23 protein-coding genes are annotated in these 25,053 nt (G+C 63.5%); 16 read left to right on the top strand and 7 right to left on the bottom strand.

Annotation, left to right across the window (positions count from 1 at the left end; translation table 11 throughout):
• On the bottom strand, positions 1-1,044 hold the full coding sequence (locus C0V82_RS21640; protein ID WP_245924299.1) for a LacI family DNA-binding transcriptional regulator: 1,044 nt from the start codon (positions 1,042-1,044) through the stop codon (positions 1-3).
• Between the two features lie 187 nt (positions 1,045-1,231).
• Here C0V82_RS21640 and C0V82_RS21635 point away from each other — a divergent pair, with 187 nt between their 5' ends.
• Entirely contained in the window at positions 1,232-1,978 is a 747-nt protein-coding gene (locus C0V82_RS21635) for a polysaccharide deacetylase family protein (protein WP_102114540.1), read from the top strand.
• Positions 1,979-2,103: 125 nt separating this feature from the next.
• Here the strand turns inward: C0V82_RS21635 and C0V82_RS21630 are convergent, their stop codons facing one another.
• A complete protein-coding gene (locus C0V82_RS21630; RefSeq protein WP_102114539.1) occupies positions 2,104-2,904 on the bottom strand; it encodes a DUF2189 domain-containing protein in 801 nt (266 codons plus the stop codon).
• Positions 2,905-3,247: 343 nt separating this feature from the next.
• On the opposite strand from C0V82_RS21630, the gene ccoN reads away from it, so the two are divergent.
• The 4 genes from ccoN to ccoP are packed head-to-tail and all read left to right on the top strand — an operon-like array spanning position 3,248 to position 6,526.
• A complete protein-coding gene (ccoN, locus tag C0V82_RS21625) occupies positions 3,248-4,732 on the top strand; it encodes a cytochrome-c oxidase, cbb3-type subunit I (protein ID WP_102115135.1) in 1,485 nt (494 codons plus the stop codon).
• A gap of 13 nt (positions 4,733-4,745) precedes the next feature.
• On the top strand, positions 4,746-5,474 hold the full coding sequence (gene ccoO, locus C0V82_RS21620; protein WP_102114538.1) for a cytochrome-c oxidase, cbb3-type subunit II: 729 nt from the start codon (positions 4,746-4,748) through the stop codon (positions 5,472-5,474).
• A gap of 10 nt (positions 5,475-5,484) precedes the next feature.
• Positions 5,485-5,652 (top strand): cbb3-type cytochrome oxidase subunit 3, encoded by a 168-nt coding sequence (locus C0V82_RS21615; protein ID WP_082372590.1) that lies wholly within the window; start codon positions 5,485-5,487, stop codon positions 5,650-5,652.
• A gap of 4 nt (positions 5,653-5,656) precedes the next feature.
• Positions 5,657-6,526, top strand: coding sequence for a cytochrome-c oxidase, cbb3-type subunit III (gene ccoP / locus C0V82_RS21610; protein WP_102114537.1), 870 nt, complete (start codon positions 5,657-5,659; stop codon positions 6,524-6,526).
• A gap of 145 nt (positions 6,527-6,671) precedes the next feature.
• Here ccoP and C0V82_RS27110 read toward each other — a convergent pair whose 3' ends face one another.
• A complete protein-coding gene (locus C0V82_RS27110; RefSeq protein ID WP_158660124.1) occupies positions 6,672-7,439 on the bottom strand; it encodes a hypothetical protein in 768 nt (255 codons plus the stop codon).
• A gap of 209 nt (positions 7,440-7,648) precedes the next feature.
• Between C0V82_RS27110 and ccoG the strand changes: the two genes are divergently transcribed.
• From ccoG to C0V82_RS21560, 10 genes are all read left to right on the top strand, one after another.
• Positions 7,649-9,193, top strand: a complete 1,545-nt coding sequence (gene ccoG / locus C0V82_RS21605) for a cytochrome c oxidase accessory protein CcoG (protein WP_102114536.1) — start codon at positions 7,649-7,651, stop codon at positions 9,191-9,193.
• Positions 9,194-9,196: 3 nt separating this feature from the next.
• Entirely contained in the window at positions 9,197-9,676 is a 480-nt protein-coding gene (locus tag C0V82_RS21600) for a FixH family protein (protein ID WP_102114535.1), read from the top strand.
• Positions 9,673-12,063: a heavy metal translocating P-type ATPase gene (locus C0V82_RS21595; RefSeq protein ID WP_102114534.1), complete on the top strand. Its 2,391-nt coding sequence runs from the start codon at positions 9,673-9,675 to the stop codon at positions 12,061-12,063. Before C0V82_RS21600 ends, C0V82_RS21595 begins: the two co-directional genes overlap by 4 nt.
• On the top strand, positions 12,060-12,245 hold the full coding sequence (gene ccoS, locus C0V82_RS21590; RefSeq protein ID WP_102114533.1) for a cbb3-type cytochrome oxidase assembly protein CcoS: 186 nt from the start codon (positions 12,060-12,062) through the stop codon (positions 12,243-12,245). Before C0V82_RS21595 ends, ccoS begins: the two co-directional genes overlap by 4 nt.
• 9 nt (positions 12,246-12,254) lie before the next feature.
• Positions 12,255-12,440 (top strand): hypothetical protein, encoded by a 186-nt coding sequence (locus tag C0V82_RS21585; protein WP_102114532.1) that lies wholly within the window; start codon positions 12,255-12,257, stop codon positions 12,438-12,440.
• Between the two features lie 157 nt (positions 12,441-12,597).
• Positions 12,598-13,236, top strand: coding sequence for a helix-turn-helix domain-containing protein (locus tag C0V82_RS21580; RefSeq protein ID WP_102114531.1), 639 nt, complete (start codon positions 12,598-12,600; stop codon positions 13,234-13,236).
• Positions 13,237-13,287: 51 nt separating this feature from the next.
• Positions 13,288-14,094, top strand: coding sequence for a ParB/RepB/Spo0J family partition protein (locus C0V82_RS21575; protein ID WP_158660123.1), 807 nt, complete (start codon positions 13,288-13,290; stop codon positions 14,092-14,094).
• A gap of 76 nt (positions 14,095-14,170) precedes the next feature.
• The gene (locus C0V82_RS21570; RefSeq protein WP_102114529.1) at positions 14,171-14,680 is read left to right on the top strand and encodes a GAF domain-containing protein; all 510 of its coding nucleotides are present in this window, start codon (positions 14,171-14,173) and stop codon (positions 14,678-14,680) included.
• Between the two features lie 342 nt (positions 14,681-15,022).
• On the top strand, positions 15,023-16,735 hold the full coding sequence (locus C0V82_RS21565) for an MFS transporter (RefSeq protein ID WP_188595031.1): 1,713 nt from the start codon (positions 15,023-15,025) through the stop codon (positions 16,733-16,735).
• A gap of 321 nt (positions 16,736-17,056) precedes the next feature.
• Positions 17,057-17,725, top strand: coding sequence for a response regulator (locus C0V82_RS21560; protein ID WP_102114528.1), 669 nt, complete (start codon positions 17,057-17,059; stop codon positions 17,723-17,725).
• A gap of 101 nt (positions 17,726-17,826) precedes the next feature.
• Here the strand turns inward: C0V82_RS21560 and C0V82_RS21555 are convergent, their stop codons facing one another.
• The 4 genes from C0V82_RS21555 to C0V82_RS21540 are packed head-to-tail and all read right to left on the bottom strand — an operon-like array spanning position 17,827 to position 22,545.
• Entirely contained in the window at positions 17,827-18,792 is a 966-nt protein-coding gene (locus tag C0V82_RS21555; protein ID WP_102115133.1) for an ABC transporter permease, read from the bottom strand.
• Between the two features lie 10 nt (positions 18,793-18,802).
• Positions 18,803-19,933, bottom strand: coding sequence for an ABC transporter permease (locus tag C0V82_RS21550; RefSeq protein ID WP_102114527.1), 1,131 nt, complete (start codon positions 19,931-19,933; stop codon positions 18,803-18,805).
• Positions 19,930-21,501 carry an ABC transporter ATP-binding protein gene (locus C0V82_RS21545; RefSeq protein ID WP_102114526.1) on the bottom strand — a complete coding sequence of 524 codons (1,572 nt, stop codon included), beginning with the start codon at positions 21,499-21,501 and terminating at the stop codon, positions 19,930-19,932. Before C0V82_RS21545 ends, C0V82_RS21550 begins: the two co-directional genes overlap by 4 nt.
• Before the next feature lie 36 nt (positions 21,502-21,537).
• A complete protein-coding gene (locus C0V82_RS21540; protein WP_102114525.1) occupies positions 21,538-22,545 on the bottom strand; it encodes a BMP family lipoprotein in 1,008 nt (335 codons plus the stop codon).
• 274 nt (positions 22,546-22,819) lie between these two features.
• On the opposite strand from C0V82_RS21540, the gene C0V82_RS21535 reads away from it, so the two are divergent.
• The gene (locus tag C0V82_RS21535; RefSeq protein WP_102114524.1) at positions 22,820-24,877 is read left to right on the top strand and encodes a PhoX family protein; all 2,058 of its coding nucleotides are present in this window, start codon (positions 22,820-22,822) and stop codon (positions 24,875-24,877) included.
• Positions 24,878-25,053: the final 176 nt, after the last annotated feature.

Here is a 25,053-nt window from a genome sequence, read left to right as displayed (position 1 = left end):
TTACCCCCCCACCGGTCCCGTCGACTGCCGGACCATCAGTTCGAAGCCCAGCTGGCGCACGGGTTCGGGGTCGCTGTCGCCGATCAGGAGGTCGACGGCGGCGGCGGCCATGGCCATGGTGGGCTGGCGGATGGTGGTCAAAGGCGGCCAGATGACCTGGGCGATGGGGCTGTCATCGAAGCCGATGACGGAGAGGTCGCGGGGGACCTGCAGGCCGTGCTTGTTGGCGGCGGCCACGGTTGCGGCGGCCATGTCGTCATTGCCGGCGAAGATGGCGGTGGGGCGGTTGGGCAGGGCCAGGAGCTGCTCGGCGGCGGCAAAGCCGCGCGCGAAGCTGAAATCGCCGGGCATTATATGGTCGGGCGACAGGGTCAGGCCGCGTTCAGCCGCAGCATCCATGAAGCCGCGCTGGCGCAGTTCCGCCGCCCCATGGTCGGGATGGCCCAGGATCATGCCCAGCCGCGTATGGCCCAGATCGGCCAGATGATAGGCCGCCAGCCTTGCCGCCGCCTCATCGTCCATATGCACATGCGGGGTGCGGGCGGGGTCGGTGCGGGGTGCGATGCGGATCAGGGGTACATTGGCCTGGGCAATGGCGTCCAGCACGTCCTGTCGGTCCACGATGGGCGGGGTGAGGATCAGGCCATCCAGCCGGAAACGGGCCGCGACCGACACCATCAGGCGCGGCAGGTTGGGGTCGTCCGCCTCGCACGGTTCGGTCAGCAGGTGATAGCCCTTTTCCTGACATCGCCTGATGGCGCCCCCCATGATGTCGGCCATGTAGTTGCGCGACGGGTTGTCATAGAACAGGCCGATCAGGTAGGAGCGGCGGCCCGCCAGCGAGCGGGCATTGGGATTGGGCCGGTAATCCAGATCGGCTACGGCGGCACGCACGCGGGCCAGCGTGTCATCGGCCACCCGCGCCTCATTATTCAGCACACGCGAGACCGTCTTGGTCGAGACACCGGCCACCCGCGCCACGTCAAAGATCGTCGCCACGCGCGGAAGGGGGCGGGCCGCGCCATTCTGCTGAATATCGGTCAAAGAACATTCCCTCCGCGCCGCAGGGGTACGTTGCCCCCTTGTGCTGTCCTTGTTGTGGATAGCATGTTCGGGGGTATCTGACAACGTTGTCTAGTGTGTGTAGGGCAGTGAGAGCCAGCGGGCTGGATCGAGTGATTGGATTGGGTTACGTTAACGCTAACAATTTTCAATAAGCCGGGAGGATGGAATGCGGGTGATCAGGGGGCTGATGCTGGCCGTGGTGCTGGTGGGGATGGGGGCTGGGACGGCGGTGGCGGCGGCCGCGTGTGGGCCGGATGCGCTGGGCACCAGCCGGACCATCACCTTGAAGCGGGGGGCTGGCGGGGCCTTCGGCACGGTCCAGCATGCAGCTCTGCTGGGGCTGGAGAAGGGCGAGGTGGTGCTGACCTTTGATGATGGGCCGGTGCCAGTGCTGACGCCACAGGTTCTGGACGCGTTGAAGGCGGAATGCGCCAAGGCCACCTTCTTCATGACGGGTGGCAATCTGGATGCCCATGGCGACCTTGCCAGGCGTGCCGTGGCGGAGGGGCATTCGGCGGGTATCCATAGCTACAGCCACCCGCATCTGGGCACGCTGAGCGAGGCCGCACAGCTGGATGATCTGGCGCGCACGCAGGCCGCCTATAAGCGGCTATTCGGCGTGACCGCTGCCTCATACCGCTTTCCGTTCCTGGAGGAGACGCCGGTGCTGATGAAAGCGCTGGCCCGCGACGGGGTGGCGGTGTTCTCCATCGACCTGGCCATCACCGACTGGCAGCCCGCCGACACGACGCCGATGCTGGCCGAGCGCCTGTCAAAGGCGCTGGACGAGAAGGGCGGTGGCATCATCCTGATGCATGATGCCAACAAACCCACGGCGGACGCCATTGCCACCCTGCTGCGGGTGATCAAGCAGAAGGGATATCGGCTGGTGCATGTCGTTTGGGAGGGGTGAGGCCAATCAGCCGAGGGCTTGCCCTTGGCTGATTGGAGGCTGGCGACTGCCAGCCCGGCGCCCATGCGCCGTGAGCCAAGGGCGCGGATGCGCCCGCCCGGCGACTGAGGGAACGGGAGAAGGCTTCACCCCTCCGTCACCAGATCCTTATAGGCATGCCAACTGGCATGGCCGATCAAAGGCAGGGTGACGATCAGGCCCACGAACATGGTGGCGATGCCCACCCCCGTCAAAAAGACGATGATGAAGGCCCAGAGCGCCATGGCGGGCAAGTTCACGCGCACCGCCGTGATGCTGGTCGCCATGGCGGTAAAGGCGTTGGTGCGACGGTCCAGCAGCATGGGGATGGACACGACCGACACCGCGAAAGCCACAGCGGCGAAGGCGGCACCGATGATGGTGCCCACGATCAGGAAGGGCAGGCTGGCCCCGCTCTGGAACAGGGTGGCGGTCAGGCTGTCCAGGGTCGGCGACAGGTCGGCAAAGAACAGGGCATACATCAAGGTCGCCACCCGCACCCAGAACAGGTGCAGCAGCAGCAACAGCACACCCAGGAACCCGACCTGCAGCGGGTTGACCTTCCATGCCTGCAGGGCACGGCCCAGATCGGGCACACGGCCGGCGCCGATATCGCGCGACGTGGCGTAAAGCCCGACCGCGATCAGCGGGGCCACCAAGGTGAAGCCCGACGTCAGGGGCAGCATCAGCATGACATGCCCGGACCCCACCACCAGCAGGGTGAGCGCCAGGCTGAAGGCCGCGATGATCGCGCCATAGGTCAGGCTGACCCGCCAGGCGGACCCCAGATCGGCCATGCCCAGTTGCAGCCAATGCCAGGGCCGGTCCACGGAAACGTGACGGATATGGGGCACCGGGCCGGTGAATACCGGCACGGAGCCGGCATCATCTTCATGGTCGACAGTCATTTCCACCCCCAATAGTTCGCTGAGCTTCGCTTTTCGCGGCTTTTCTTGAGTATGGCAGGTTTTCAGGCGCTGGGAAGGGGGGCTATGCTTTTGGTGAATATTAGGGGTGTGAAAATCTCTTCGTCATCTCTGCGTTCGCCTGGATGACGAAGCGAGTGGCGAAGATAGCGGTACTCTCCCACCCCCTTGATCCGGCGTCACCTTGATGTTCCGCGCCCGAACCATCACCGCCTTGATGCATGTCAATGCGCATGCCCCCGGCATGGCCCATGAAGGCAGGGTCGGGGATCGGGCATGGGTCCGGTCCTTATCAAGAAATTTCCGCCGACACCGGGGGTTTGTCATGGGTGTAGCAATCGCCGACGGGGCGTATGGGGGCACGGTCCAAACGACCGCTCCCGTCGAGGCGTATCACGAGGACGTTGTCCGCGCCTTCGTCGTGGCCGCCATGTTCTGGGGCATCGCGGCATTCGCCGCCGGTGTCTATATCGCTTTTCAGTTGGCCTTTCCCGACCTGAACCTGGGCCTGGAATGGACCACCTTCGGGCGGCTGCGCCCGCTGCACACATCCGCCGCGATCTTCGCCTTTGGCGGGTCCGCCCTGATCGGTTCGTCGCTTTACGTGGTGCAGCGCACCTGCCGCGCGCCGCTGTTTGGCGGACGCGAATGGGGCTGGTTCATCTTCTTCGGCTACCAGCTGTTCATTGTCATGGCCGCCACCGGCTATCTGCTGGGCATCACCCAGGGCAAGGAATATGCCGAGCCGGAATGGTATGTCGATCTGTGGCTGACCATCGTCTGGGTCGTCTATCTGGTCGTGTTTGTCGGCACCATCATCAAGCGCCGTGAGCCGCATATCTATGTGGCCAACTGGTTCTATCTGGCCTTCATCCTGACCATCGCCATGCTGCATATCGTTAATAATGCAGCGCTGCCGGTCAGCCTGACGGGTACCAAGTCCTATGTGGCCTGGGCCGGCGTGCAGGATGCCATGATCCAGTGGTGGTACGGGCACAATGCGGTGGGCTTCTTCCTGACCGCCGGCTTCCTGGGCATGATGTATTACTTCATCCCCAAGGCGGCGCAGCGGCCCATCTATAGCTACCGCCTGTCGATCATCCATTTCTGGGCACTGATCTTCCTCTATATCTGGGCGGGTCCGCACCATCTGCACTATACGGCGCTGCCCGACTGGACGCAGACGCTGGGTATGGTGTTCTCGGTGGTGCTGTGGATGCCCAGCTGGGGCGGCATGATCAACGGCATCATGACCCTGTCGGGCGCCTGGGACAAGCTGCGCACCGATCCGTCGCTGCGCTTCTCCGTCACCGCCGTCGGCTTCTATGGCATGAGCACGTTTGAAGGCCCGGTCATGTCGGTGAAGGCGGTCAACGGCCTGTCGCACTATACCGACTGGACCATCGGCCATGTGCATTCCGGTGCACTGGGCTGGGTCGCCTTCATCTGCTTCGGCATGATCTATTATCTGGTGCCGGTTCTGTGGAAGAAGCAGCGGCTTTATTCCGCCCGTCTGGTGGAATGGCACTTCTGGACCGCGACCGTCGGCATCGTCTTCTACATCACCGCCATGTGGGTCAGCGGCATCATGCAGGGCCTGATGTGGCGCGCCTATGACGAATACGGGTTCCTCCAGTACTCCTTCGTCGAGACGGTGCAGGCTATGCATCCCTACTACATCATCCGTGGCATTGGCGGTCTGTTGTTCCTGACCGGCGCCATCCTGATGGTCATCAACCTGATCCGCACGGTCACCAGCAGCCCGGCCTTGGCGCCGGCGACGCAGGGTGCCGCTGTGGCAGCCGAATAAGGGGGACGGAACCATGAAGTTCTCCCACGCGATCATCGAAAAGAACGTTATCCTGATGGCCGTCCTGACCCTGATCACCGTTTCCATCGGTGGTCTGGTGCAGATCGTGCCACTGTTCACCGTGGAAACCACCATCGAGCGGGTGGAGGGCATTCGCCCCTACAGCCCGCTGGAACTGGCGGGCCGCAACATCTATGTCCGCGAAGGCTGCTATCTCTGCCACAGCCAGCAGATCCGCACCTTCAAGGACGAGGTCGAGCGTTACGGCCATTACAGCCTGGCCGCGGAAAGCATGTATGACCATCCGTTCCAGTGGGGGTCGAAGCGTACCGGCCCCGATCTGGCCCGCGTTGGTGGCAAATACTCCAACGACTGGCATGTGGCGCATCTGAACAATCCGCGCGCCCTCGTGCCGGAATCGATCATGCCCACCTATCAGTTCCTGAACCGGCCGCTGAATTTCGACGATGCGGCGGAGCATCTGAAGACGCTGCGCACGCTGGGCGTGCCTTATTCCGAAGATGACATCGCCAATGCCGGCAAGGATCTGAAGGTCCAGGCGGGCGCCCTGCCCGACGAGGATACGGCCCCGCTGCTGGCCCGCTATCCCAAGGCGCATCTGGGCGATTTCGACGGCAAGCCGGAACAGGTGACAGAGATGGACGCCCTGGTCGCCTATCTCCAGATGCTGGGCACGCTGGTCGATTTCACCAAGATCAATCCCGAAGACCTGAAGCAGTGAGGGGGACGCCATGCATGAACTTCTCCCCCTTCTGAAACAGCTCTGGCTGGTCTGGTTCCTGGTTCTGTTCCTGGGCATCGTGTTCTGGGCCTTCCGGCCCGGTGCAAAGCGTCGGTTTGAGGCCAACGCCATGATCCCCCTGAACGACGATCCCAGCCCCGCCCGAAACAACAGGTGATCCCATGCCGACGAAGATCGAAAAGGACGCCACCACGGGCACGGAAACGACGGGCCATGAGTGGGACGGCATCAAGGAACTGAACACGCCGCTGCCGAAATGGTGGCTCTATACCTTCTATGCCTGCATCGTCTGGGGCGTGATCTATACGGTCCTGTTCCCCTCCTGGCCCACCCTGACCAGCCATTTCGGCGGCACCGCCGGATATTCCAGGCGGGGTGAGGTGGCGGATGCGCTGGCGGCACAGAAAGCCGGTCAGGCGGAGATCCGTGAAAAGATCGTGGCCATGGACATTGACAGCATCCGCAAGGACCCGGCCCTGATGGGCTATGTCCAGGCGGCGGGCCGCGTGGCCTTTGCCGACAATTGCGCGGGCTGTCATGGTGCCGGCGGTGCCGGTGCCGTTGGCTTCCCCACGCTGGCCGATGATGATTGGATCTGGGGCGGCAAGCCGGACCAGATTCTGCAGACCATCACCTATGGCATCCGCAACGCCAATGAAAACAGCCGCGTGTCGGACATGCCGCGCTTCGGTGCCGATGGCCTGCTGACCAAGGAACAGATCGGGGATGTCGCCGATTATGTCCTGTCGCTGTCGGGCGCGGCCGGCAAGGCAGATGCAGTGGAACGCGGGGCTCTGGTCTTTGCCGAGAATTGTGCCGCCTGCCATGGCGAGAAGGGTGAGGGCGTCCAGGATATGGGCGGCCCGCGCCTGTCGGACGGCATCTGGCTCTATGGCGGCGACCGCAAGACGGTGGTCGAGACCATCACCTATGCCCGCCGCGGTAACATGCCGGCCTGGATCGAACGTCTGGACCCCGCCACGGTGAAGGTACTGGCCACGTATGTGCATGCCCTTGGTGGCGGGCAGTAACCCCCCCAACCCCTTTGCCCCCACCCAACTTGCACCCCGCTGGAGAGAGACCGGCGGGGTGTTTTGTTTATGGGGGGCATGAGTGACGCGGTGGTAATGAAAAATTCGCCATAAGACTGGTGAGGGCGTTCTTATAATTGTAGATTTAAAGATGTCGAAGAAGAGATGTCAGATTATGCACTCTAAGCTGGTAGTCTTCTGGCTTGTTTTCTGGCCCATTCGAAACGGTTATTGAGCCAATAAGATGTTTGTGTTCATCAATTACAACAGATCTCAGTTTGTCAAATAAGAAGTTCACCCCTATGGGATCTGTTATCGCATATGACATCCCATGTCGTACTGTTATTCCAATGCTTGGAAGGAACTGTCGACGCTCCATGCTTGAGAAATTATCAAACCCTCTATCCGCTACAACCATACCAGCAATATATGTAGCGTCACCAAGGCTCTCGTCGTGTTTACTGGAGAATACAGATAATTGGGAGGTGCCGATATCCTTGCGGACGTCCATATGTTTTGGTGGAGAGAAATAGGATTCTCGAATTTCTGATTTTGCTTCAATCATGTTGTCGTTTTCATTGCCAGTAAAGAAAAAAGTCCAGTCGTAAACGTCACCAGATTTTATTGCCAACTTCATTTCCGTTATATCTGCTGGTATTGTAAAATGATGACCGCTGCGAATTATAAATGGAAATGGTTTTGACCGAAGAATGTTTACAAGTGAAGAATTTGCATCCGCAGCGTTCTGTCGGCTGCCATAAAGAGTGCTTTCGAATCCCAGAAGTTCTGGGGTTGGTTTATTGTTTTTCTTTCCTTCAAATATGCTTCCTCTTATCTTGTCTAGAAATTCATACATTGAAATTGTATCCGAGATTGTGGATATAATCTGTCCTATGCTTTCAATTGCACTCATCGATGATTCTCCCTATTTAGCAGTTATCAATTATAAAACGTATATGGTCGTTGCGCAATGTCCGCACCCCCTGCGACCAAACATCCCCCTTCCAATCATTCCCCCGTCATTTGATTTATCGCAACGCGCGCCGCATCGCACAGGCCTAGGGTACGGTCAGGGTGGGTTGCCCACCGAACTGTTCATGACCGTTTCCAAGGGGTGCCCCGATGGCCGGGCCGGAGACATTGCTGGAGAAGGCGGCTGCTGCCGATGCGGCGCAGGCGGCGTTTGAGAAGGGGCCAGTGCGTAAGCCGGCGCCCAAGGCCGCCGGTGTGCCGCCGCCGTCGCTTTATGCGGCGCGCGTTAAGGTGCAGCCCAAGTCGGTGACGGGCAAGTATCGCACCATCAAATGGGCCGTCCTGATCTTCTGCCTGACGCTCTACTACCTTGCCCCCTGGGTCCGGTGGGACCGGGGGCCGGACGCGCCATCACAGGCCCTGCTGATCGATATGGGGGCGCCCCGCGCCTATCTGTTCGGGATCGAGATCTGGCCGCAGGAGGTCTATTTCATCACGGGCCTGCTGGTGCTGGGGTCGCTGGGTCTGTTTCTGGTCACGGCTTTGTTCGGGCGGCTCTGGTGTGGCTATGCCTGTCCGCAGACGGTGTGGACGGACCTGTTCATGCTGGTCGAACGCTGGATCGAGGGCGACCGGGGGGCGCGCATGCGCCTGGACAAGGCGCCGATGAGTGTCGAGAAGTTCACCAAGCGCACGGCCAAGCATGCGGCCTGGCTGCTGATCGCGCTGGCCACGGGCGGTGCCTGGGCGCTGTATTTCAACGATGCACCGACCTTTGTGGTGGAGTTCTTCACGGGGCACGCCACGTTGGTTCAGTATTTCTTCGTGGGCCTGTTCACCACCACCACCTATGTCCTGGCCGGATGGGCGCGCGAACAGGTCTGCACCTATATGTGCCCCTGGCCGCGTTTCCAGGCCGCCATGCTGGACGATCAGTCAATGGTCGTCACCTACGAGCGCTGGCGTGGGGAAGCGCGCGGGCCGCATAAGGCGGGCACCAGTTGGGACGGGCGCGGCGACTGCATCGATTGCGGGCAGTGCGTGGCCGTGTGCCCCACGGGCATCGATATCCGCGACGGGTTGCAACTGGAATGTATCGGCTGCGGTCTGTGCATCGATAGCTGCAACCAGATCATGGACAAGGTTGGCCGCCCGCGTGAGCTGATCACCTTTGACACCGAGGCGCGGCAGCAGGCGCGCGCCAAGGGCGGGCGGGCCAAATGGAAAATCGTGCGGCCCCGCACCCTGATCTATGCCGGGCTGCTGGTTCTGGTCAGTACCGTGATGCTGGCGGCCCTGCTGCTGCGTACCACGGTAGAAGTGAATGTGTTGCGTGATCGGGCACCCCTGTTCGTAACGTTGTCCGATGGCGGGGTGCGCAATGGCTATACGTTGAAGGTCCTGAACAAGCGGCGGGAGGCGGTGGATTTCCTGCTGAGCCTGAAGGGCATGAAGGATGGGCACCTGCTGGTCCAGGATGTGGGCGAGGCAGGCGACGGCCAGTCGGTGATCCTGCCTGTGAAGCCCGACAAGGTGGCGACCTTCCGCGTCTTCGTGACCGCCCCGCCCGACAGGGAACGGGATGAGCGGGTGGAGATTGAATTCGTGCTGACCAACCCGGTGCGCAGGGAGGGTGACGCCTATGACGCGGTGTTCGTCGGCCCCCATCTTCGCCACCATCACGACAGGGATTGAGCCATGGCCATGACCATCGATCATCCGCGCAAGAGCAGCTGGATCCCCTGGGTTTTTGTGGGCGCCATGCTGGTCGTCATCCTCGTCAATGCCGTGATGGTGACCTATGCCATCAATTCCTATTCCGGGTTGGCGGTGGATAAGCCCTATGAACGGGGCGTGCGCTATAATGACGTGCTGGCGGCCCAGAAGGGCCAGGACGCGCTGGGCTGGCGCGTGTCGGTGAATGTCGAGGCGGGACAGCTTGTCCTGCGCATTCAGGACCGGGACGGGCAGCCGCTGGACCGGGTGGGCATCACGGGCCGTCTGGAACGTCCCGTCAGCAATGACGCACCCTTGTCCCTGGTCTTTACGGCCACGGGGGCGGGGCGGTTCGTGGCACCGCTGAACACGCCGCATCCTGGTCAGTGGGATGTGAAGGCGGCGCTGCGCCATGGTGACGACCAATATCTGCTGGTTCAGCGGATCATGGTGACGAAATGACCCTCGCCAAATCCCCCGAAATCGTGACCGATCACGCTTCTGACATCGGCTGCATCCATTGCGGGCAGCCGGTGGCGGCGGGGGAGCGTTTTTGCTGCACGGGCTGTGCGGGTGCCTATGCCCTGATCCATGATCTGGGGCTGGGTGCCTATTACGCGCGTCGTGACGCCAATGCCCCGGCCCCGGCAGGGGAAGAGGCGGCGGCGCTGGACCTGTCGGGCGCGGTGGAGACGCTGCCGGACGGGTCGCAGTGCCTGCGGCTGGTTGTGGACGGGGTGACCTGTGGGGCCTGTGTCTGGCTGATTGAAAGCGCGCTCCGCCGGGAAGCGGGCGTGACAGCGGCGCGCGTGAACCTGACGACGCGGCGGCTGTCGGTGACCTGGCGCGACGGTGCCCCGGATATGGCCGGGCGTCTGGCCGGGATTGTGCGGCGGCTGGGCTACCGCCCTGCCGTGGCCGGCGCGGAAGGGGCCGATGATCCGCAGAAGAAATCCGAACGCGAACTGGTGCGGGCCATGGCGGTGGCCGGGTTCGGCATGATGAATATCATGCTGCTGTCGGTTTCGGTCTGGTCCGGTCATGCCGGCAGCATGGGCGATGCCACCCGCACAATGATGCATTGGCTGTCGGCCCTGATCGCCCTGCCGGTGGTCGCCTATGCGGCGCGGCCCTTCTTCCGGTCAGCCATCAATGCCCTGAAGGCCGGGCGCACCAATATGGATGTGCCCATCTCCCTGGGCGTGACGCTGGCCACGACAGTCAGCCTGTGGGAGACGGCGCGGCATGGGGAACATGCCTATTTCGATGGCGCTGTCATGCTGCTGTTCTTCCTACTGGTGGGGCGGTTCCTGGATGCGCGGGCGCGGGGGCGGGCGCGGAGTGCGGCGGAACATCTGCTGGCCCTGGGGCGTGCGCCCGTCATGATGCTGAACGAGGCGGGCATGGCCGTGCCGACGGCCCCGGCGCAGGTGCCGGTGGGGGCCACGGTGCTGGTGGCGGCGGGAGAGCGGATCGGCGTGGATGGGGCGGTCGCCGACGGGGTGTCGGATATCGACACCTCACTGGTCACCGGGGAAAGCCATCCGCAGCCGGTGCGGCCCGGCGACACGCTGTTTGCCGGCATGGTCAATCTGTCGGCCCCGCTGCGCGTGACGGTGACGGCGCGCGGCGAGGGCACCTTGCTGGCCGAGATCGTGCGGTTGATGGAGGCCGCCGAGCAAGGACGGGCGCGCTATGTCGCGCTGGCCGACCGGGTGGCGCGGGCCTATACGCCTGTGGTGCATACTGCCGCCCTGGCCACCTTCCTGGCCTGGGTGCTGGGCGTGGGGATTGCGTGGCAGCAGGGGCTGTTCATTGCAGTGGCGGTGCTGATCATTACCTGTCCCTGTGCACTGGCGTTGGCGGTACCAGCGGTTCAGGTGGTGGCGACGGGGCGGCTGCTGCGCGGCGGTATCCTGCTGAAATCGGCCACGGCGCTGGAACGACTGGCCAAGGTGGATACCATTGTCTTTGACAAGACGGGCACGCTGACGCTGGGCCGGCCCGACCTGTTGCCCGATGGGGCCCGTGATGCGGCGGACCTGGAACTGGCTGCCAGCCTCGCACGGGCCAGCCGGCATCCTCTGTCGCGCGCCATCGCGCGGGCCGCCGGGCCGGGGCCGGTGGCGGACGGGGTACGGGAGGTGCCGGGGGCTGGCCTGGAATGGCCGGGGCCGGACGGCATGGTGCGCCTGGGTCGGCGTGGCTTTGTCGGGCCGGTCAGCGTGCCGGGCAGCATCATCGAGGGGCCGGAACTGTGGCTGGCGCGCCCTGGTCGGCAGCCGCAGCGCTTCACCTTTGCCGATGCGCCGCGCGCCGATGCTGTATCCGTCGTGGCGGGCCTGCGCCGCAAGGGATACCGCCTGGCCCTGATCTCCGGCGACCGGGAACCGGTGGTGGCCGCCATGGCCGCCCGCCTGGGCATTGCAGACTGGCAGGCGGGTGTGGACCCGGCGGGCAAGGCAGCGGCACTGGCCGCGATAAAGGCGAAGGGCCGCCATGTCCTGATGGTCGGCGATGGCTTGAACGATGCGGCGGCCCTGTCGGCGGCGGATGTCTCCGCCTCGCCCGGCAGTGCGGTTGATGTGGCACAGACAGCCGCCGATGCCGTGTTCCAGGGCGACCTTCTGGCCCCGCTGGCGGAGCTTTTGACGGTGGCGCGCAAGGCCGACCGGCTGGTGCTGCAGAACCTGGGCTTCTCGCTGCTCTATAACCTGTGCGCGGTGCCCATCGCCATGCTGGGCCATGCCACACCGCTGATCGCCGCCCTGGCCATGTCCAGTTCGTCGCTGGTGGTGCTGGGCAATGCGCTGCGGTTGTCGGCCCGTAAGAAAGGGATACGTGGATGACCAGCCTGCTGTTCCTGATCCCCATTGCGCTGGGCATGGGCCTGATCGGTCTTCTGGCCTTTCTGTGGTCCGTTCGCAGCGGACAGTTCGAAGACCTGGACGGGGCCGGTGCCCGCGTCCTGTTCGATGATGAGCGGCCCCTGCCGCCCACCCCACCCCACCCGACATCGGGTGGTCACTAGGAGAGTGTCATGATTGGTAACGTATCGTTGCGCCTGCTGGGTATCCTACTCGGCTTTGTGGGCCTGTTCCTGGCGGCGGGCGCCAAGGATCCGGGCATGTTCCTGGGAGGGATGCTGTTCTGTCTGTTCGGAGTCGCGCTGAATTTCTGGTTGATCGCCCAGGATTATCCGCATGGTACGCAAAGGGTACTATAAGCATAAGGGGATGCCTTGGCTTGGCATCCCCTTGTTTTCGGCGCGTATGCTTCATTTTTTGTTTACCACGCCTATTTCCTGCTTCGTCCCCTGTTTGCAATCAGTGTAATAATCACTGCTGAATTGGTAGGGCGCGCCGGGAACCATGCAAGGGCAAATGGTTGCAAGCGATAAGGTCTGTTGGCCGGAGATGCTGCGTCTGGTACGCGGCACCCGGTTTTGGACCTTTGCACAGATGGCGGCACAGTTGCGGGTTTCGACTGGCACACTGCAACGCTGGGAAGCCGGCGGCGATACGCCCGACCTGGCGGTGCAGCGCCTGATCCGCGACCTTCTGGAACAACCGGTTGGAACGGCCGATCTATGTTCCCAGATCAGGCATGGTAAGGCCCCGCGTTATGTTTTTCGCACTGATCGCGCCCCGCTTGCCGGCAAGCCCAGCCGTATCCTGGAGGTCAGTGATACGTTGGTTGCCGATCAGCCCCTTGGCCGTAACGTCTTCTTTGCCAACCGTACACAGCAGCAGGCTGATCTGACGGCAGAGACCGATGCCATGCTGAATGCCCAGGGGCAGTTCTTTGGCGGCGAGATGGCGGTGGCGACGGTTCGTGCGATCTGGTTGCAATATGTTCAAGGCGGCATGACCGTGCGCCATGCCCTGACCCGCTGGGTGCCCATGAAGCTGGCCGATGGCACGCCGGTCTGTATCTATGAACGCCGGACGGTGACGCCGTCGGCCTATATGTCGCTGCCCGCCCTGCCGGTTTTCACGCCGCTGGATTGCCTTGTGTCGTGAGGCGTGCGCCCGCATTGACCCGCGGGGACGATTGATCTAATGGCAGAAGCCATGTCTACCCATCCCGATGAAGCCACACCCGGCCCGCCGCTGATCCTGTCACTGGCCATCGACCGGTTGCGCCCCCGGCCTGACCAGCCGCGCAAATATTTCGATCTGGACGCGCTGGACGAACTGGCCAGCAGCATGGCGCGCGTCGGCATCCTGCATCCGCTGCTGGTGCGGGTCGCCGACGGGGAACTGGGGCTTTACGACATCGTGGCCGGTGAACGGCGCTGGCGCGCGGCGCGCAAGCTGGGCTGGGACTGGCTGCCCGTCCTGGTCACGGCAGGCGATGTCGATGAGATCAGCCTGATCGAGAATTTGCAGCGCCAGGAGCTGAACGCCCTGGAAGAGGCGGGCGCGTTACAGCGCCTGATGGACAAGCATCATTACACGCAGGACGCGCTGGGCCGTGCCATCGGGCGGACCCAGGGGCAGATCAGCTCCACCCTGCGTCTGCTGACCCTGCACCCGGACATACTGAAAACCTATCCGCAGCATGAGCGGCAGATTTCACGCTCCATGCTGGTCGAACTGGCCACCATCGATGAGCCGGAACGCCAGATGGCGCTGTGGGACCGCGCCTGTCAGGGATCGCTGACGGTGCGCGCGATTCGGGCCGAGAAGGCTGGCAACGCCCCCACCAACCCGGCCACGGCAGGTCTGTCTAGCGACAAGGTGACGGTAGCCCTGCGCCATGTGGACCGCACCGTCACGGCGCTGGAGCAGCTGAAAGTGGGGCCATCGGGCCTGACCGACGGGCAGCGCGCGCATCTGGCAGCCCTGTCGCGCCGCATCAGCGCCCTCATGGGCTGATCCCGTTCAATAATTGCATTGCCGCAACCTCGCGGCCCCCGCATGCTTGTGTCCTGGATGGGCGGCGGAGGCGTGCATGCGGCATTTGCGGTCGGCCCTGGCAGCGTTTCGCGGGCGGGCTGAGGATTTGCCCCCCGTGTTCGAGGCGGCCTGCCGGGACATTGTCGAGGATCTGGGCGTCAGCAGCGGCAGCGTCTGGTTTTTTGATGAGGGCGATGGCCAGGCCATCGAATGTGCCGCCCTTTACGATGCTCGCGACGCCCGTGTCCTGCGCGGCACCAAACTGCGCGAAGCCGACAGCGCCCCCTATTTCGACGCGTTGCGCCGCGAAAGGCGGGTGGTGGCGGATGATGCCATGACCCATCCCGCGACCGCGTGCCTGAAGAATTACTTGCTGCAACGCGATGTACGCTCACTTCTGGACCATGTCGTGTCTACGGGCGGGCGGGCCGTGGCGGTGCTGTGCTGTGAACAGGGGGGACGCAAGCGCCTGTGGTCAGACCCGGACGCCGCCTATCTGGAACAGATGGCGATCATGCTCGGCGTTGCCTTCGACCTGCATATCGAGACCCGGCGTCGGGGATAGCTTCTCTGTTCCTCAGGCGCCGGCGCCAACATCCGTTGGCTTGGCTTCACGCGGCACGCGCCGCGCGGCGGCGGTCGCCGCCGTGCCAAGGGTCATCAATCATCACCCTTGGCCTTGTCTGTTAACGTCCCGCTTGTTGCGCTGCACAAATTAGCTAATGGTTTCAAGCCTCTGGACCAAGGTCGAAGCGACCAAGGTCGGGGCTGCGTTAACCTTCGGCCTGTCCCATCGTGGAAACCTCAAGGATCGACCCGGACGCCCATAACAGGCTGCCCGGCGGGTGGCGCATAATATCGCCGGGGCCGGTCCGTTTGTCGCCGATCTGCGCAAAAGGGAGGGCACATGGCTAATGTGGCAGTGGGCGGGGCGGCACCAGCCCCGATGACCAAGGAAGAGAAGAAGGTGATCTTCGCCTCTTCGCTTGGCACCGTGTTCGAATGGTATGATTTCTACCTGTACGGCTCGCTCGCAGCCGTCATCGCCAAGCAGTTCTTCTCCGGCGTGAACCCCACCGCCGGCCTGATCTTTGCGCTGCTGGCCTTTGCCGCCGGTTTCTTCGTGCGCCCGTTCGGTGCGCTGGTGTTCGGTCGCCTGGGCGACATGATCGGCCGCAAGTACACCTTCCTTGTCACCATCCTGATCATGGGTGCCTCGACCTTCGTCGTCGGTATCCTGCCCAATTATGCCAGCATCGGCATGGCGGCCCCCATCATCCTGATCGTTCTGCGTCTGTTGCAGGGTCTGGCGCTGGGTGGTGAATATGGCGGTGCGGCGACATATGTGGCCGAGCATGCGCCGCATGGTCGCCGTGGCAACTACACGGCCTGGATTCAGACCACGGCGACGCTGGGCCTGTTCCTGTCGCTGCTGGTCATCCTGGCCTGCCGCTCCAACATGTCGGTGGAAGATTTCGAGAACTGGGGCTGGCGTATCCCGTTCCTGATCTCCATCGTGCTGCTGGGCATTTCCGTCTGGATCCGCCTGATGCTGAACGAAAGCCCGGCCTTCGTGAAGATGAAGGAAGAGGGCAAGCATTCCAAGGCGCCGCTGACCGAAGCGTTTGGCAACTGGAAGAACCTGAAGGTTGTCATCCTGGCCCTGTTCGGTCTGGTCGCCGGTCAGGCCGTGGTCTGGTACACGGGGCAGTTCTATGCCCTGTTCTTCCTGACCTCCATCCTGAAGGTCGATGCCTTTACGGCCAACATCCTGATCGCCATCGCGCTGGCCATCGGCACGCCCTTCTTCATCTTCTTCGGTAGCCTGTCTGACCGTATCGGCCGCAAGCCGATCATCATGGCGGGTCTGGTGCTGGCCATTATCACCTACTTCCCGCTGTTCAAGGCCATCACCCACTTTGCCAACCCGGCGCTGGAAACGGCGGTCGCCACCTCCCCCGTGGTCGTGGTTGCCGATCCCAACGAATGCTCGTTCCAGTTCAATCCGACGGCGACGGCGAAGTTCACCACCAGCTGCGATATCGCCAAGTCGGCCCTGGTGGCCAAGGGCATTCCTTATAGCAACGAGGCCGCCCCCGCCGGCACCATCGCCCAGATCCGGGTGGGTGGCGTCAGCATCGAGAGCTATGATGGCAGCGGCGTCGTCACCAAGACGGAAGTGAACCTGGGCCATGGCCCGTCCGCCGCCCCGGCTGACCCGAAGGCCGCCGGTGCCGCCTTCACCAAGGCTGTCGGTGACGCGCTGGTCGCCGCCGGTTATCCGGCCAAGGCCGACAATGCGGCCATGAACAAGCCGATGCTGGTGGTGCTGCTGACCATCCTGGTCATCTATGTCACCATGGTGTACGGCCCCATCGCCGCCATGCTGGTGGAAATGTTCCCCACCCGCATCCGCTACACCTCCATGTCGCTGCCCTACCATATCGGCAATGGCTGGTTCGGCGGGTTCCTGCCGACCACCAGCCTGGCCATCGTGGCGGCCACCGGCGACATTTATTCCGGTCTCTGGTACCCGATCATCATCGCGGCCGGCACGCTGGTCATCGGCATGCTGTTCGTGAAGGAAACCAAGGATATCGACATCTACGCCGATGATTGATCTCCGGTCTGTGGTTGTGATTTCCCCCTAAAGACTTTGGCGGGTGGTGCAAGCCACCCGCCATATTCTTTTTTGTCAAATGCGGGCTTGCGTCAGGGGCGGGAAGCGCATTGAATCCGTAATTATCCGTTCCCGGTGATCGGAACCGATCACCGGGCCTCAATCGCCGGCGCCCACATCCGTGGGCTTGGCTTCGCGCCACGTGGCGCGCGGCGGCGGTCGCCGCCGTACCCAACGCCGGTACGCGTTGCGTGCCGACATTGGGTTTAACAACAGTGGCGCAACAGCCACGGGACATATCGCGGGAGGGGGGGGACACAGATGTCGATCCGGGTGCTGGTGGCCGATGACCATCCATTGATGCGCGCAGCCCTGTGCCAGTCGGTGGCGGGCACCATGCCCGACCTGACCACCGTGGAGGCGGCCAGTTTCGGCGATGTGGAGGCCGTGCTGAAGCGCGAGCCGGTGATCGACACCATCCTTCTGGACCTACATATGCCGGGCATGAATGGTTTGATCGGTCTGGCGCTGCTGCGCAATGAACACCCGACCATTCCCATCATCGTGGTGTCGGCATCGGAAGATGCGGCCACCATTCACCGCGCCATGGAATATGGCGCCGCCGGCTTTGTGCCCAAATCAGCGCCCATTACCCATATTGGCGACGCGATCCGCGCCGTTCTGGATGGTGCCGTCTGGCTGCCTAGTGCCGGGACGCCCGCCCATGCCCAGGCGCCCGTGGCCGATGCCGACATGGCCGCCCGCGTGGCGGGCCTGACACCGCAGCAGCTGCGCGTGCTGGCCGGTATCGCGGAAGGCAAGCTGAACAAGCAGATCGCCTATGAGATGGGCGTGGTGGAAACCACGGTGAAAGCGCATGTGACGGTGATCCTGCGCCGCCTGGGCGTGGTCAGCCGCACACAGGCGGCCATTGTGGCGAGCAAGCTGGCGTTGGCGCCGGTGGCGGAGACGCAGGCGGAGGCGTCGTAGGTCAGGTCGAGGCGAAGCCTCGCCCTGACGGAAAAGGCCTTCGATCCATATCTGTCAGGGCTCGCCTTTGGCTCGACCTGACCTACTGTTTGGTGCCGCCCTCACCGATCCTTCACATAGGGCCGCCCGCTGGCCTTGGGCGGGGTGGCCTTGCCGACGAAGCCGGCCAGGAGCAGGACTGTCAGCAGATAGGGCAGGGCCTCGATCAGCTGTACCGGCACCTCGCCGATGCCGGGCAGGGCCACGCCCTGCAGGCGCGTCTGCAGCGCGTCGGCGAAGGCGAACAGCAGGCAGGCGAACAGGGTGGGGACCGGCTTCCACTTGCCCAGGATCAAGGCGGCCAATGCCAGGAAGCCCTTGCCCGCCGTCATGTTGGTCTGAAAGCCTGCGCCCTGTGCGGTGGACAGGTAGGCGCCGGCGATGCCGCAGAGTAAGCCGGCGATCAGGACCGCCTGATAGCGCAGCTTGGTGACGGAGATGCCGGCAGTATCCACAGCGGCCGGGTTCTCGCCCACGGCGCGCAGGCGCAGGCCAAAGCGGGTGCGGTAGGCGATCCACCAGGTCAGCGGCACGATGGCCAGCGCCAGATAGACCAGGATGTTATGGCCGCTGATCAGCTCATAATAAAGCGGGCCCAGCAGGGGGACACCGCGCAGCGCCTCTGCCAGCGGTAGGGTAACCTCGCCAAAGCGGGCATCGGCGGGCAGGTTGGGGGTGCGGCCCCCCATTTCAAACCAGGCATTGCCCAGCACCGCCGTCAGGCCCAGGGCCACGATGTTCAGGGCCACGCCGGAAACGACCTGATTGCCCTTATGCGTGATGCAGGCAAAACCATGCAGCAGGGCCAGCATGACGGAGGCCAGGATGCCGGCACCCAGGCCCAACCAGGCAGAGCCGTGGATGGCGGCGGTCGCGGCGGCGGCGAAGGCGGCCACCAGCATCTTGCCCTCCAGCCCGATATCAACCACGCCAGCCCGTTCCGAATAGAAGCCGGCCAGCGCTGCCAGCAGCAAGGGTGTGGCGAGGCGGACGGTGCTGTCCAGCAGCGACAGAAGCGTCAGGAACATTTCCATGGGATCAGGCCCCCGCCGGCTTGGACGCCGCCACAGCGGGGCGGCGGGAGAAGAGGCGCACCAGCGCCGGGCGGAACATATGTTCCAAGGCGCCGGCGAACAGGATGACCACGCCCTGGATCACCACCACCAGTTCGCGGCTGATGGTGGGGTAATCAAAGACCAGCTCCGTCCCGCCCTGATAGAGCGCGCCGAACAGCAGGGCGGCGGGGATGATGCCGGCGGGATGGTTGCGGCCCATCAGGGCCACGGCGATGCCAGTGAAACCCAGACCCGCCGGGAAATTCAGCATCAGGCGATGCTGCACCCCGTGCAACTCGTTCACGCCCAGCAGACCCGCCAACGCACCCGACAGGGCCATGGTGATCACGATGACCCGCTTGGGATCAATGCCGGCATAAAGGGCGGCGTTTTCATTGGCGCCGGTCGCGCGCAGGGCAAAACCCCAGCGCGTGTGCCAGATGAAGGCCCAGACGCCGACACAGGCCAAGAGCGCCAGGAACAGCGAGAAATTCAGCGGCGAGGAGGACATTTCCACACCGATGGCGGCCATCATGTCGGCCATCATCGGCAGGAACAGGGAGGCGCTGAACGCCTCGCTCTCCGGCGACATCTGACCCGGTTTGATCAGGACATTGACCATCAGATAGACCATCAGCGAGGACGCGATGAAATTGAACATGATGGTCGTGATGACGATATGGCTGCCGCGATAGGCCTGCAGCCAGCCGGGGATCGCGGCCCAGAGCGCGCCGAAGGCCGCACCGCCCAGCACCGACAGCGGAAGCGCCGCCCACCAGGGCCAGCCGGGCAGGGCCAACAGCACAAGACCCACACCCAGGCCGCCAATATAGGCCTGCCCCTCGCCGCCGATATTAAACAGCCCGCCATGAAAGGCGATGGCGACGGCAAGGGCCGTGAAGATCAGGCTGGTTGCGTAATAGAGCGTATAACCAAGTCCCTCACCCGTGCCGACGGCACCGCGCAGCATGGTGCCGAGCGCGCCCACCGGATCCTCCCCGATGGCGAAGATGACCAGGGCGGAAACCAGCAGCGCCAGGGTGACATTCACCACGGGCAGCAGCAGGCCGGTCGCCCACCAGGGAAGATTGTCGGAACCCGCACCCGCACTCATGCCGAAACCCCTTCAACAGCGGGTGTGTCCTTGATGCCCGCCATCATCGTGCCGATCCGGCTCTCATTCGCCTCTGCCGCCGACAGTTCGCCCACGATCTCCCCATCGCACATCACCAGGATGCGGTCGGACAGCGCCAGGATCTCATCCAGTTCGGCGGAGACCAGAAGGATGGCCTTGCCCCGGTCGCGCAAGCTGACAAGCTGACGGTGGATGAAGGCGATGGCGCCGATATCCACACCGCGCGTCGGCTGCCCCACCAGCAATATGTCCGGTTCCCGGTCCATCTCACGCGCCATCACCAGCTTCTGCTGATTGCCGCCGGAGAACAGTGAGGTGCGCAGATGGGGGTTGCCGGGGCGCACGTCGAACTGTTCCATCAACGAAACGGTCTTCGCAACCACCCGCTTCCAGTCCAGCCGCCAGCCCTTGGACAGGCCCTTATCCTGGTGATAGCCCAGGATGGCGCTTTCATGGGCCGGAAATTCCTTGATCACGGCCAGCTTCAGCCGGTCTTCCGGCACATGGGCCAGACCCCGGCGGCGCGCGTCGGCGGCGTCATATTTCGTGGCCGGGCCGATTTCATCGCCCTTCAGCGTGACCGTTCCGCTGTCAAAACGGCACATGCCGGACAGAACCTCCAGTAATTCCGATTGGCCATTGCCGGCCACACCGGCGATGCCCACAATCTCCCCCGCCCGCACGTTCAGGCAGGCATCCTTGAGGGTCGTCACGCCGCGCGCGTCAATGACGTTCACATTCTGCGCCGACAGCAGGACAGGGCCGGGCGTGGCCGGGGCCTTGTCCACGGACAGCAAGGTCTTGCGGCCCACCATGGCGTCGGCCAGGGCCTGACGGTCGGTTTCAGCGGTAATGAATTCGGCCACCACCTGACCCCGACGCAACACCGACACGCGGTCGGTGATGGCCATGATTTCCTTCAGCTTATGCGTGATCAGCAGGACAGTGCGCCCCTGCTGGCGCAGCCGTTCCAGGATGCGGAACAGCTGCTCCACCTCCGGCGGGGACAGAACCGCCGTGGGTTCATCCAGGATCAGCACCTCGGCCCCGCGATAGAGCGCCTTCAGGATTTCCACGCGCTGCTGCACGCCGACCGGCAGGTCGGAGACCAGCGCGTCCAGCGGCACCTCCAGCCCGAACTGCTGTTCGAGCGCCTGCACCTCCGCCCGCGCGCGCGCCATGGCGGGACCCAGCACCGGCCCGCCCTCATGCCCCAGCAGCAGGTTTTCCAGGACGGTAAAGGTCTCCACCAGCATGAAATGCTGATGCACCATACCGATGCCGAGACGGATCGCGTCCTGCGGCGTTCGGATACTCACCTGTTTGCCGCGCACCAGGATCTCACCCCCGTCAGCCTCGTAGAAGCCGTAGAGGATGCTCATCAAGGTCGACTTGCCGGCCCCATTCTCCCCCACCAGCCCATGGATGCTGGCAGGGGCGAAACGCAGCGTGACGTCGCGGTTGGCATGGACAGGGCCGAATCGCTTGTCGATGCCGACAAGTTCGACCGCCCAGGCGGAGGAAACGGAAAGGGGGGCGGCCGACATGGGTCCTGCTCAGGCGCTAAGTCACTCAGGGGACGATCAGTACTTGCAGCCCTTGGCGTCGTCATAATTGGCGACGGTGCGGGCGCCGGACTTGATGTCGGCGGTGGCCTTGTCCACAGCCGCCTTCATGGCGGGCGTGATCAGCGCCTTGTTATTTTCGTCGAAGGCCCAGCCCACGCCATCCTCCTTCAGGCCCAGACGGCGGTGACCCGCCTTCCAGGTGCCATCCTGCGCGGTCTTGAACGCCTCATAGGCGGCCACGTCCACGCGCTTGACCATGGAGGTCAGCACCTTGCCGGGGAAGAGGTGGTTCTGGTTGCTGTCGACACCGATGGACAGCTTGCCGGCATCGGAGGCCGCCTGCAGAACGCCCATACCTGTCTGACCGGCGGCGGCGAAGATCACGTCCGCGCCACGGTCAAACTGGCTCTTGGCCAACTCACTGCCGCGCGTGGGATCGGCCCAGGCGGCGGGCGTGGAGCCGGCCATGTTGGCCAGCACAGTGGCCTTGGCATTGGTGGCCTTCACGCCCTGTTCATAGCCGCAGGCAAAGCGGCGGATCAGGGGGATATCCATGCCACCGACAAAGCCCACCGTCCCCGTCTTGGACGCCATGGCAGCCAGAACGCCGACCAGATAGGAGCCTTCATGTTCGGCGAATTCAATGGACTGCACATTGGGCAGGTTCACATTGCCGTCGATCAGGGTGAAGCGGACATTCGGAAACTCCTTCGCCACCTTTTCCACCGACGGGGCCATGGAGAAACCGACCGACACGATAATGTCGGCGTTACGGCTGGCCAGACGGCGCAGGAACTGTTCGCGCTGCGCCTCGTTCGTGACCTCGAACCAGCGGAAATTGGTGCCCGTATCCTTCTTGAACCGTTCGGCGCCGTTATTGGCCCCTTCATTGAACGACTTGTCGAACCGCCCGCCCATGTCGAAGACGATGGCCGGCTCGAACCCGAAGGCGGGCGCGACCGTGGCGGCGGTGGACATGAAAAGGGCAAGGGCCGCACAGGCGGCACGACGGGTAAACTTCATCGGCTCCGTTCCGAACAGGGGAACCCCTTGCGGCGGCCCCGATGCGGGTGCCACCGGGAAAGGGTCCCAGCAATCATACCAGCCTGTGAAGCTAGCCAGTTCGCAGGCGCACGGCAAGGTGACAAAGCCGGCCTTTCCGTTTGGCGATGCGGAATCTGTCGCCTGTGTCACATCGCCGCCCTGCCCGTAAGGCGCCCGCCTGTCAAATAACTGTAGCTTGAGAAGCGTATGTAGGTTGACAACGCCCCTTTCTTTGCTGGAGCCCGTGCGTCCCATGTCCGAGAACCGTTTCCTGACCCATGAAGAGTTTGAAGCCATCCAGGACAAGGGTTCCTCGCCGGACAGTGAACCGACCTTTGGCGAGGTGGTGCAGGCAAGGCTGGGCCGGCGCGACATCCTGCGCGGGATGCTGGGCACCAGCGCCATTGCGGCCTTTGCCCCCGCCGTGCCTGTCGCCCTGATGGCGGGCGAGGCCAAGGCGCAGGCGGCGGGGGCCGCCAGCAAACAGGCCGGATTCGGATTCAATTTTGAGGAGCTGACGCGCGGCATCGATGCCAAGCACCATGTGGCCCCGGGATATGATGCGGATGTCCTGATCCGTTGGGGTGACCCGCTGTTCGCTGACAGCCCGGAGTTCGATCCCTACAAGCAGAGCGCCGAAAGCCAGTTGAAGCAGTTCGGCTATAATTGCGACTTCACGGCCTTCTACCCCCTGCCGCAGGGCAGCAACAACGCCGACCACGGCCTGCTATGGGTGAACCATGAATATACCCAGGCCGAGATGATGTTCCCCGGCCTGGCACCCGAGGGGCAGGACAAGTACCCGCCCGAGTCCGTCACCAAGGAGATGGTGGATATCGAGATGGCGGCCCATTCGGGCAGCATCGTGGAGGTCAAACGCGGCAAGGACGGCAAGTGGGCCTATGTGAAGGGCGGCAAGTTCAACCGCCGCATCAATGCGCTGAACACCAAGATGACTTTCACCGGCCCGGCCGCCGGCCATGCCCGCATGAAGACCAAGGATGATCCCGAAGGCCGCACTGTCATCGGCATGCTGAATAATTGCGCCGGTGGCGTCACCCCCTGGGGCACGGTCCTGTCGGGGGAGGAGAATATCGATGGCTACTTCATGGGCACCATCGACCAGACCCATCCCGAACAGCGCAATTACGACCGCATGACGGTGCCGTCACCGCTGTACCAGTGGGGCCGGTTCCATGACCAGTTCAACATCAACAAGGAACAGTTCGGCGCGAATCGCTATGGCTGGATCGTGGAGATCGACCCCTATGACCCGACCAGCACGCCGCGCAAGCTGACGGCGCTGGGAAGGTTCAAGCATGAGGGCGCCGGCGTCACCCTGAACAAGGATGGCCGCGCCGTCGTCTATATGGGCGATGATCAGCGGTTCGAGCATGTCTACCGGTTCGTGTCCAAGGGCAAGTACGACCCGGCCGACCGTAAGGCCAACATGAAGTTGTTGGACGAGGGTACCCTGTCGGTGGCGCGGTTTGATGCCGATGGCACCGTCACCTGGCTGCCGCTGGTGCAGGGACAGGGGCCGCTGACGCCGGCCAATGGCTTCAAGGATCAGGGCGATGTGGTCATCGCGGCCCGCATCGCGGCCACCCTGGTTGGGGCAACGCGCATGGACCGGCCCGAAGATGTGGAGGTCAATCCCAAGACGGGTCTGGTCTATGTCATGCTGACCAATAATGATGATCGGTTGCCCGACGATCCCATCCACCCGGCGCAGGCCCGCCCCAATGCCGCCAACCCGCGCCCAGCCAATAGCTGGGGCCATATCGTGGAAATGACCCCGCCCGGTGGCGATCATGCGGCGCAGAAGTTCAAGTGGGAGATCCTGGTCAAGGCCGGTAATCCCGCGGACCCGAAGACGGGGGCCAGCTTCAACAAGGCCACCACAGAAAATGGCTGGTTCTCCTGCCCCGATAATTGCGCTTTCGACAGCATGGGACGGCTTTGGGTGGGTACCGACCAGGGCAGCAAGTGGCAATGGACGTCCGGGTCGTCGGACGGCATCTGGGCCGTTGAGACGCAAGGTCCCCTGCGCGGCACCTCCCGCCTGTTCTTCCGTGTGCCGGTGGGGGCCGAACTGACGGGTCCCAGCTTCACCCCCGACGACCAGACGCTGTTCGTGTCGATCCAGCATCCGGGATCGGACGCGGTGGACAAGGTGACCAAATCTGGCAACCGCCAGGGCACCTTCGCCGATCCGGGAACGCGCTGGCCGGATTTCAAAGACAATATGCCGGCGCGCCCGTCGGTGGTGGTGATCACCAAGAAGGGTGGGGGCGTGATCGGGGCTTGAGGGCGTTCCGTTCCGTCATCCCATTGCAACGTATCGGACACTTGCCAATCCGCCCTGACCTCTGTCACAAGCAAAGGTGACGAAACCGGCATGCCGGTTCGTTCTTCTTCGCATTCACGCATTCCAAACGGCCCGCCAGGGAGGCGGCCTGGGCGGGGCGTTATTGGTGGGTTGTC

It is taken from the genome of Niveispirillum cyanobacteriorum, assembly GCF_002868735.1.
GTDB classification, from domain to species: domain Bacteria; phylum Pseudomonadota; class Alphaproteobacteria; order Azospirillales; family Azospirillaceae; genus Niveispirillum; species Niveispirillum cyanobacteriorum.
Note: the sequence above shows the minus strand (reverse complement) of the source record. Positions and strands in the feature narration are given on the sequence as shown.

Coding starts and splice junctions, on each gene's coding strand:
- C0V82_RS21635 (WP_102114540.1), top strand. CDS start 1,232: ATGCGGGTGATCAGGGGGCTGATGCTGGCCGTGGTGCTGGTGGGGATG.
- C0V82_RS21630 (WP_102114539.1), bottom strand. CDS start 2,904: ATGACTGTCGACCATGAAGATGATGCCGGCTCCGTGCCGGTATTCACC.
- ccoN (WP_102115135.1), top strand. CDS start 3,248: ATGGGTGTAGCAATCGCCGACGGGGCGTATGGGGGCACGGTCCAAACG.
- ccoO (WP_102114538.1), top strand. CDS start 4,746: ATGAAGTTCTCCCACGCGATCATCGAAAAGAACGTTATCCTGATGGCC.
- C0V82_RS21615 (WP_082372590.1), top strand. CDS start 5,485: ATGCATGAACTTCTCCCCCTTCTGAAACAGCTCTGGCTGGTCTGGTTC.
- ccoP (WP_102114537.1), top strand. CDS start 5,657: ATGCCGACGAAGATCGAAAAGGACGCCACCACGGGCACGGAAACGACG.
- C0V82_RS27110 (WP_158660124.1), bottom strand. CDS start 7,439: ATGAGTGCAATTGAAAGCATAGGACAGATTATATCCACAATCTCGGAT.
- ccoG (WP_102114536.1), top strand. CDS start 7,649: ATGGCCGGGCCGGAGACATTGCTGGAGAAGGCGGCTGCTGCCGATGCG.
- C0V82_RS21600 (WP_102114535.1), top strand. CDS start 9,197: ATGGCCATGACCATCGATCATCCGCGCAAGAGCAGCTGGATCCCCTGG.
- C0V82_RS21595 (WP_102114534.1), top strand. CDS start 9,673: ATGACCCTCGCCAAATCCCCCGAAATCGTGACCGATCACGCTTCTGAC.
- ccoS (WP_102114533.1), top strand. CDS start 12,060: ATGACCAGCCTGCTGTTCCTGATCCCCATTGCGCTGGGCATGGGCCTG.
- C0V82_RS21585 (WP_102114532.1), top strand. CDS start 12,255: ATGATTGGTAACGTATCGTTGCGCCTGCTGGGTATCCTACTCGGCTTT.
- C0V82_RS21580 (WP_102114531.1), top strand. CDS start 12,598: ATGGTTGCAAGCGATAAGGTCTGTTGGCCGGAGATGCTGCGTCTGGTA.
- C0V82_RS21575 (WP_158660123.1), top strand. CDS start 13,288: ATGTCTACCCATCCCGATGAAGCCACACCCGGCCCGCCGCTGATCCTG.
- C0V82_RS21570 (WP_102114529.1), top strand. CDS start 14,171: ATGCGGCATTTGCGGTCGGCCCTGGCAGCGTTTCGCGGGCGGGCTGAG.
- C0V82_RS21565 (WP_188595031.1), top strand. CDS start 15,023: ATGGCTAATGTGGCAGTGGGCGGGGCGGCACCAGCCCCGATGACCAAG.
- C0V82_RS21560 (WP_102114528.1), top strand. CDS start 17,057: ATGTCGATCCGGGTGCTGGTGGCCGATGACCATCCATTGATGCGCGCA.
- C0V82_RS21555 (WP_102115133.1), bottom strand. CDS start 18,792: ATGTTCCTGACGCTTCTGTCGCTGCTGGACAGCACCGTCCGCCTCGCC.
- C0V82_RS21550 (WP_102114527.1), bottom strand. CDS start 19,933: ATGAGTGCGGGTGCGGGTTCCGACAATCTTCCCTGGTGGGCGACCGGC.
- C0V82_RS21545 (WP_102114526.1), bottom strand. CDS start 21,501: ATGTCGGCCGCCCCCCTTTCCGTTTCCTCCGCCTGGGCGGTCGAACTT.
- C0V82_RS21540 (WP_102114525.1), bottom strand. CDS start 22,545: ATGAAGTTTACCCGTCGTGCCGCCTGTGCGGCCCTTGCCCTTTTCATG.
- C0V82_RS21535 (WP_102114524.1), top strand. CDS start 22,820: ATGTCCGAGAACCGTTTCCTGACCCATGAAGAGTTTGAAGCCATCCAG.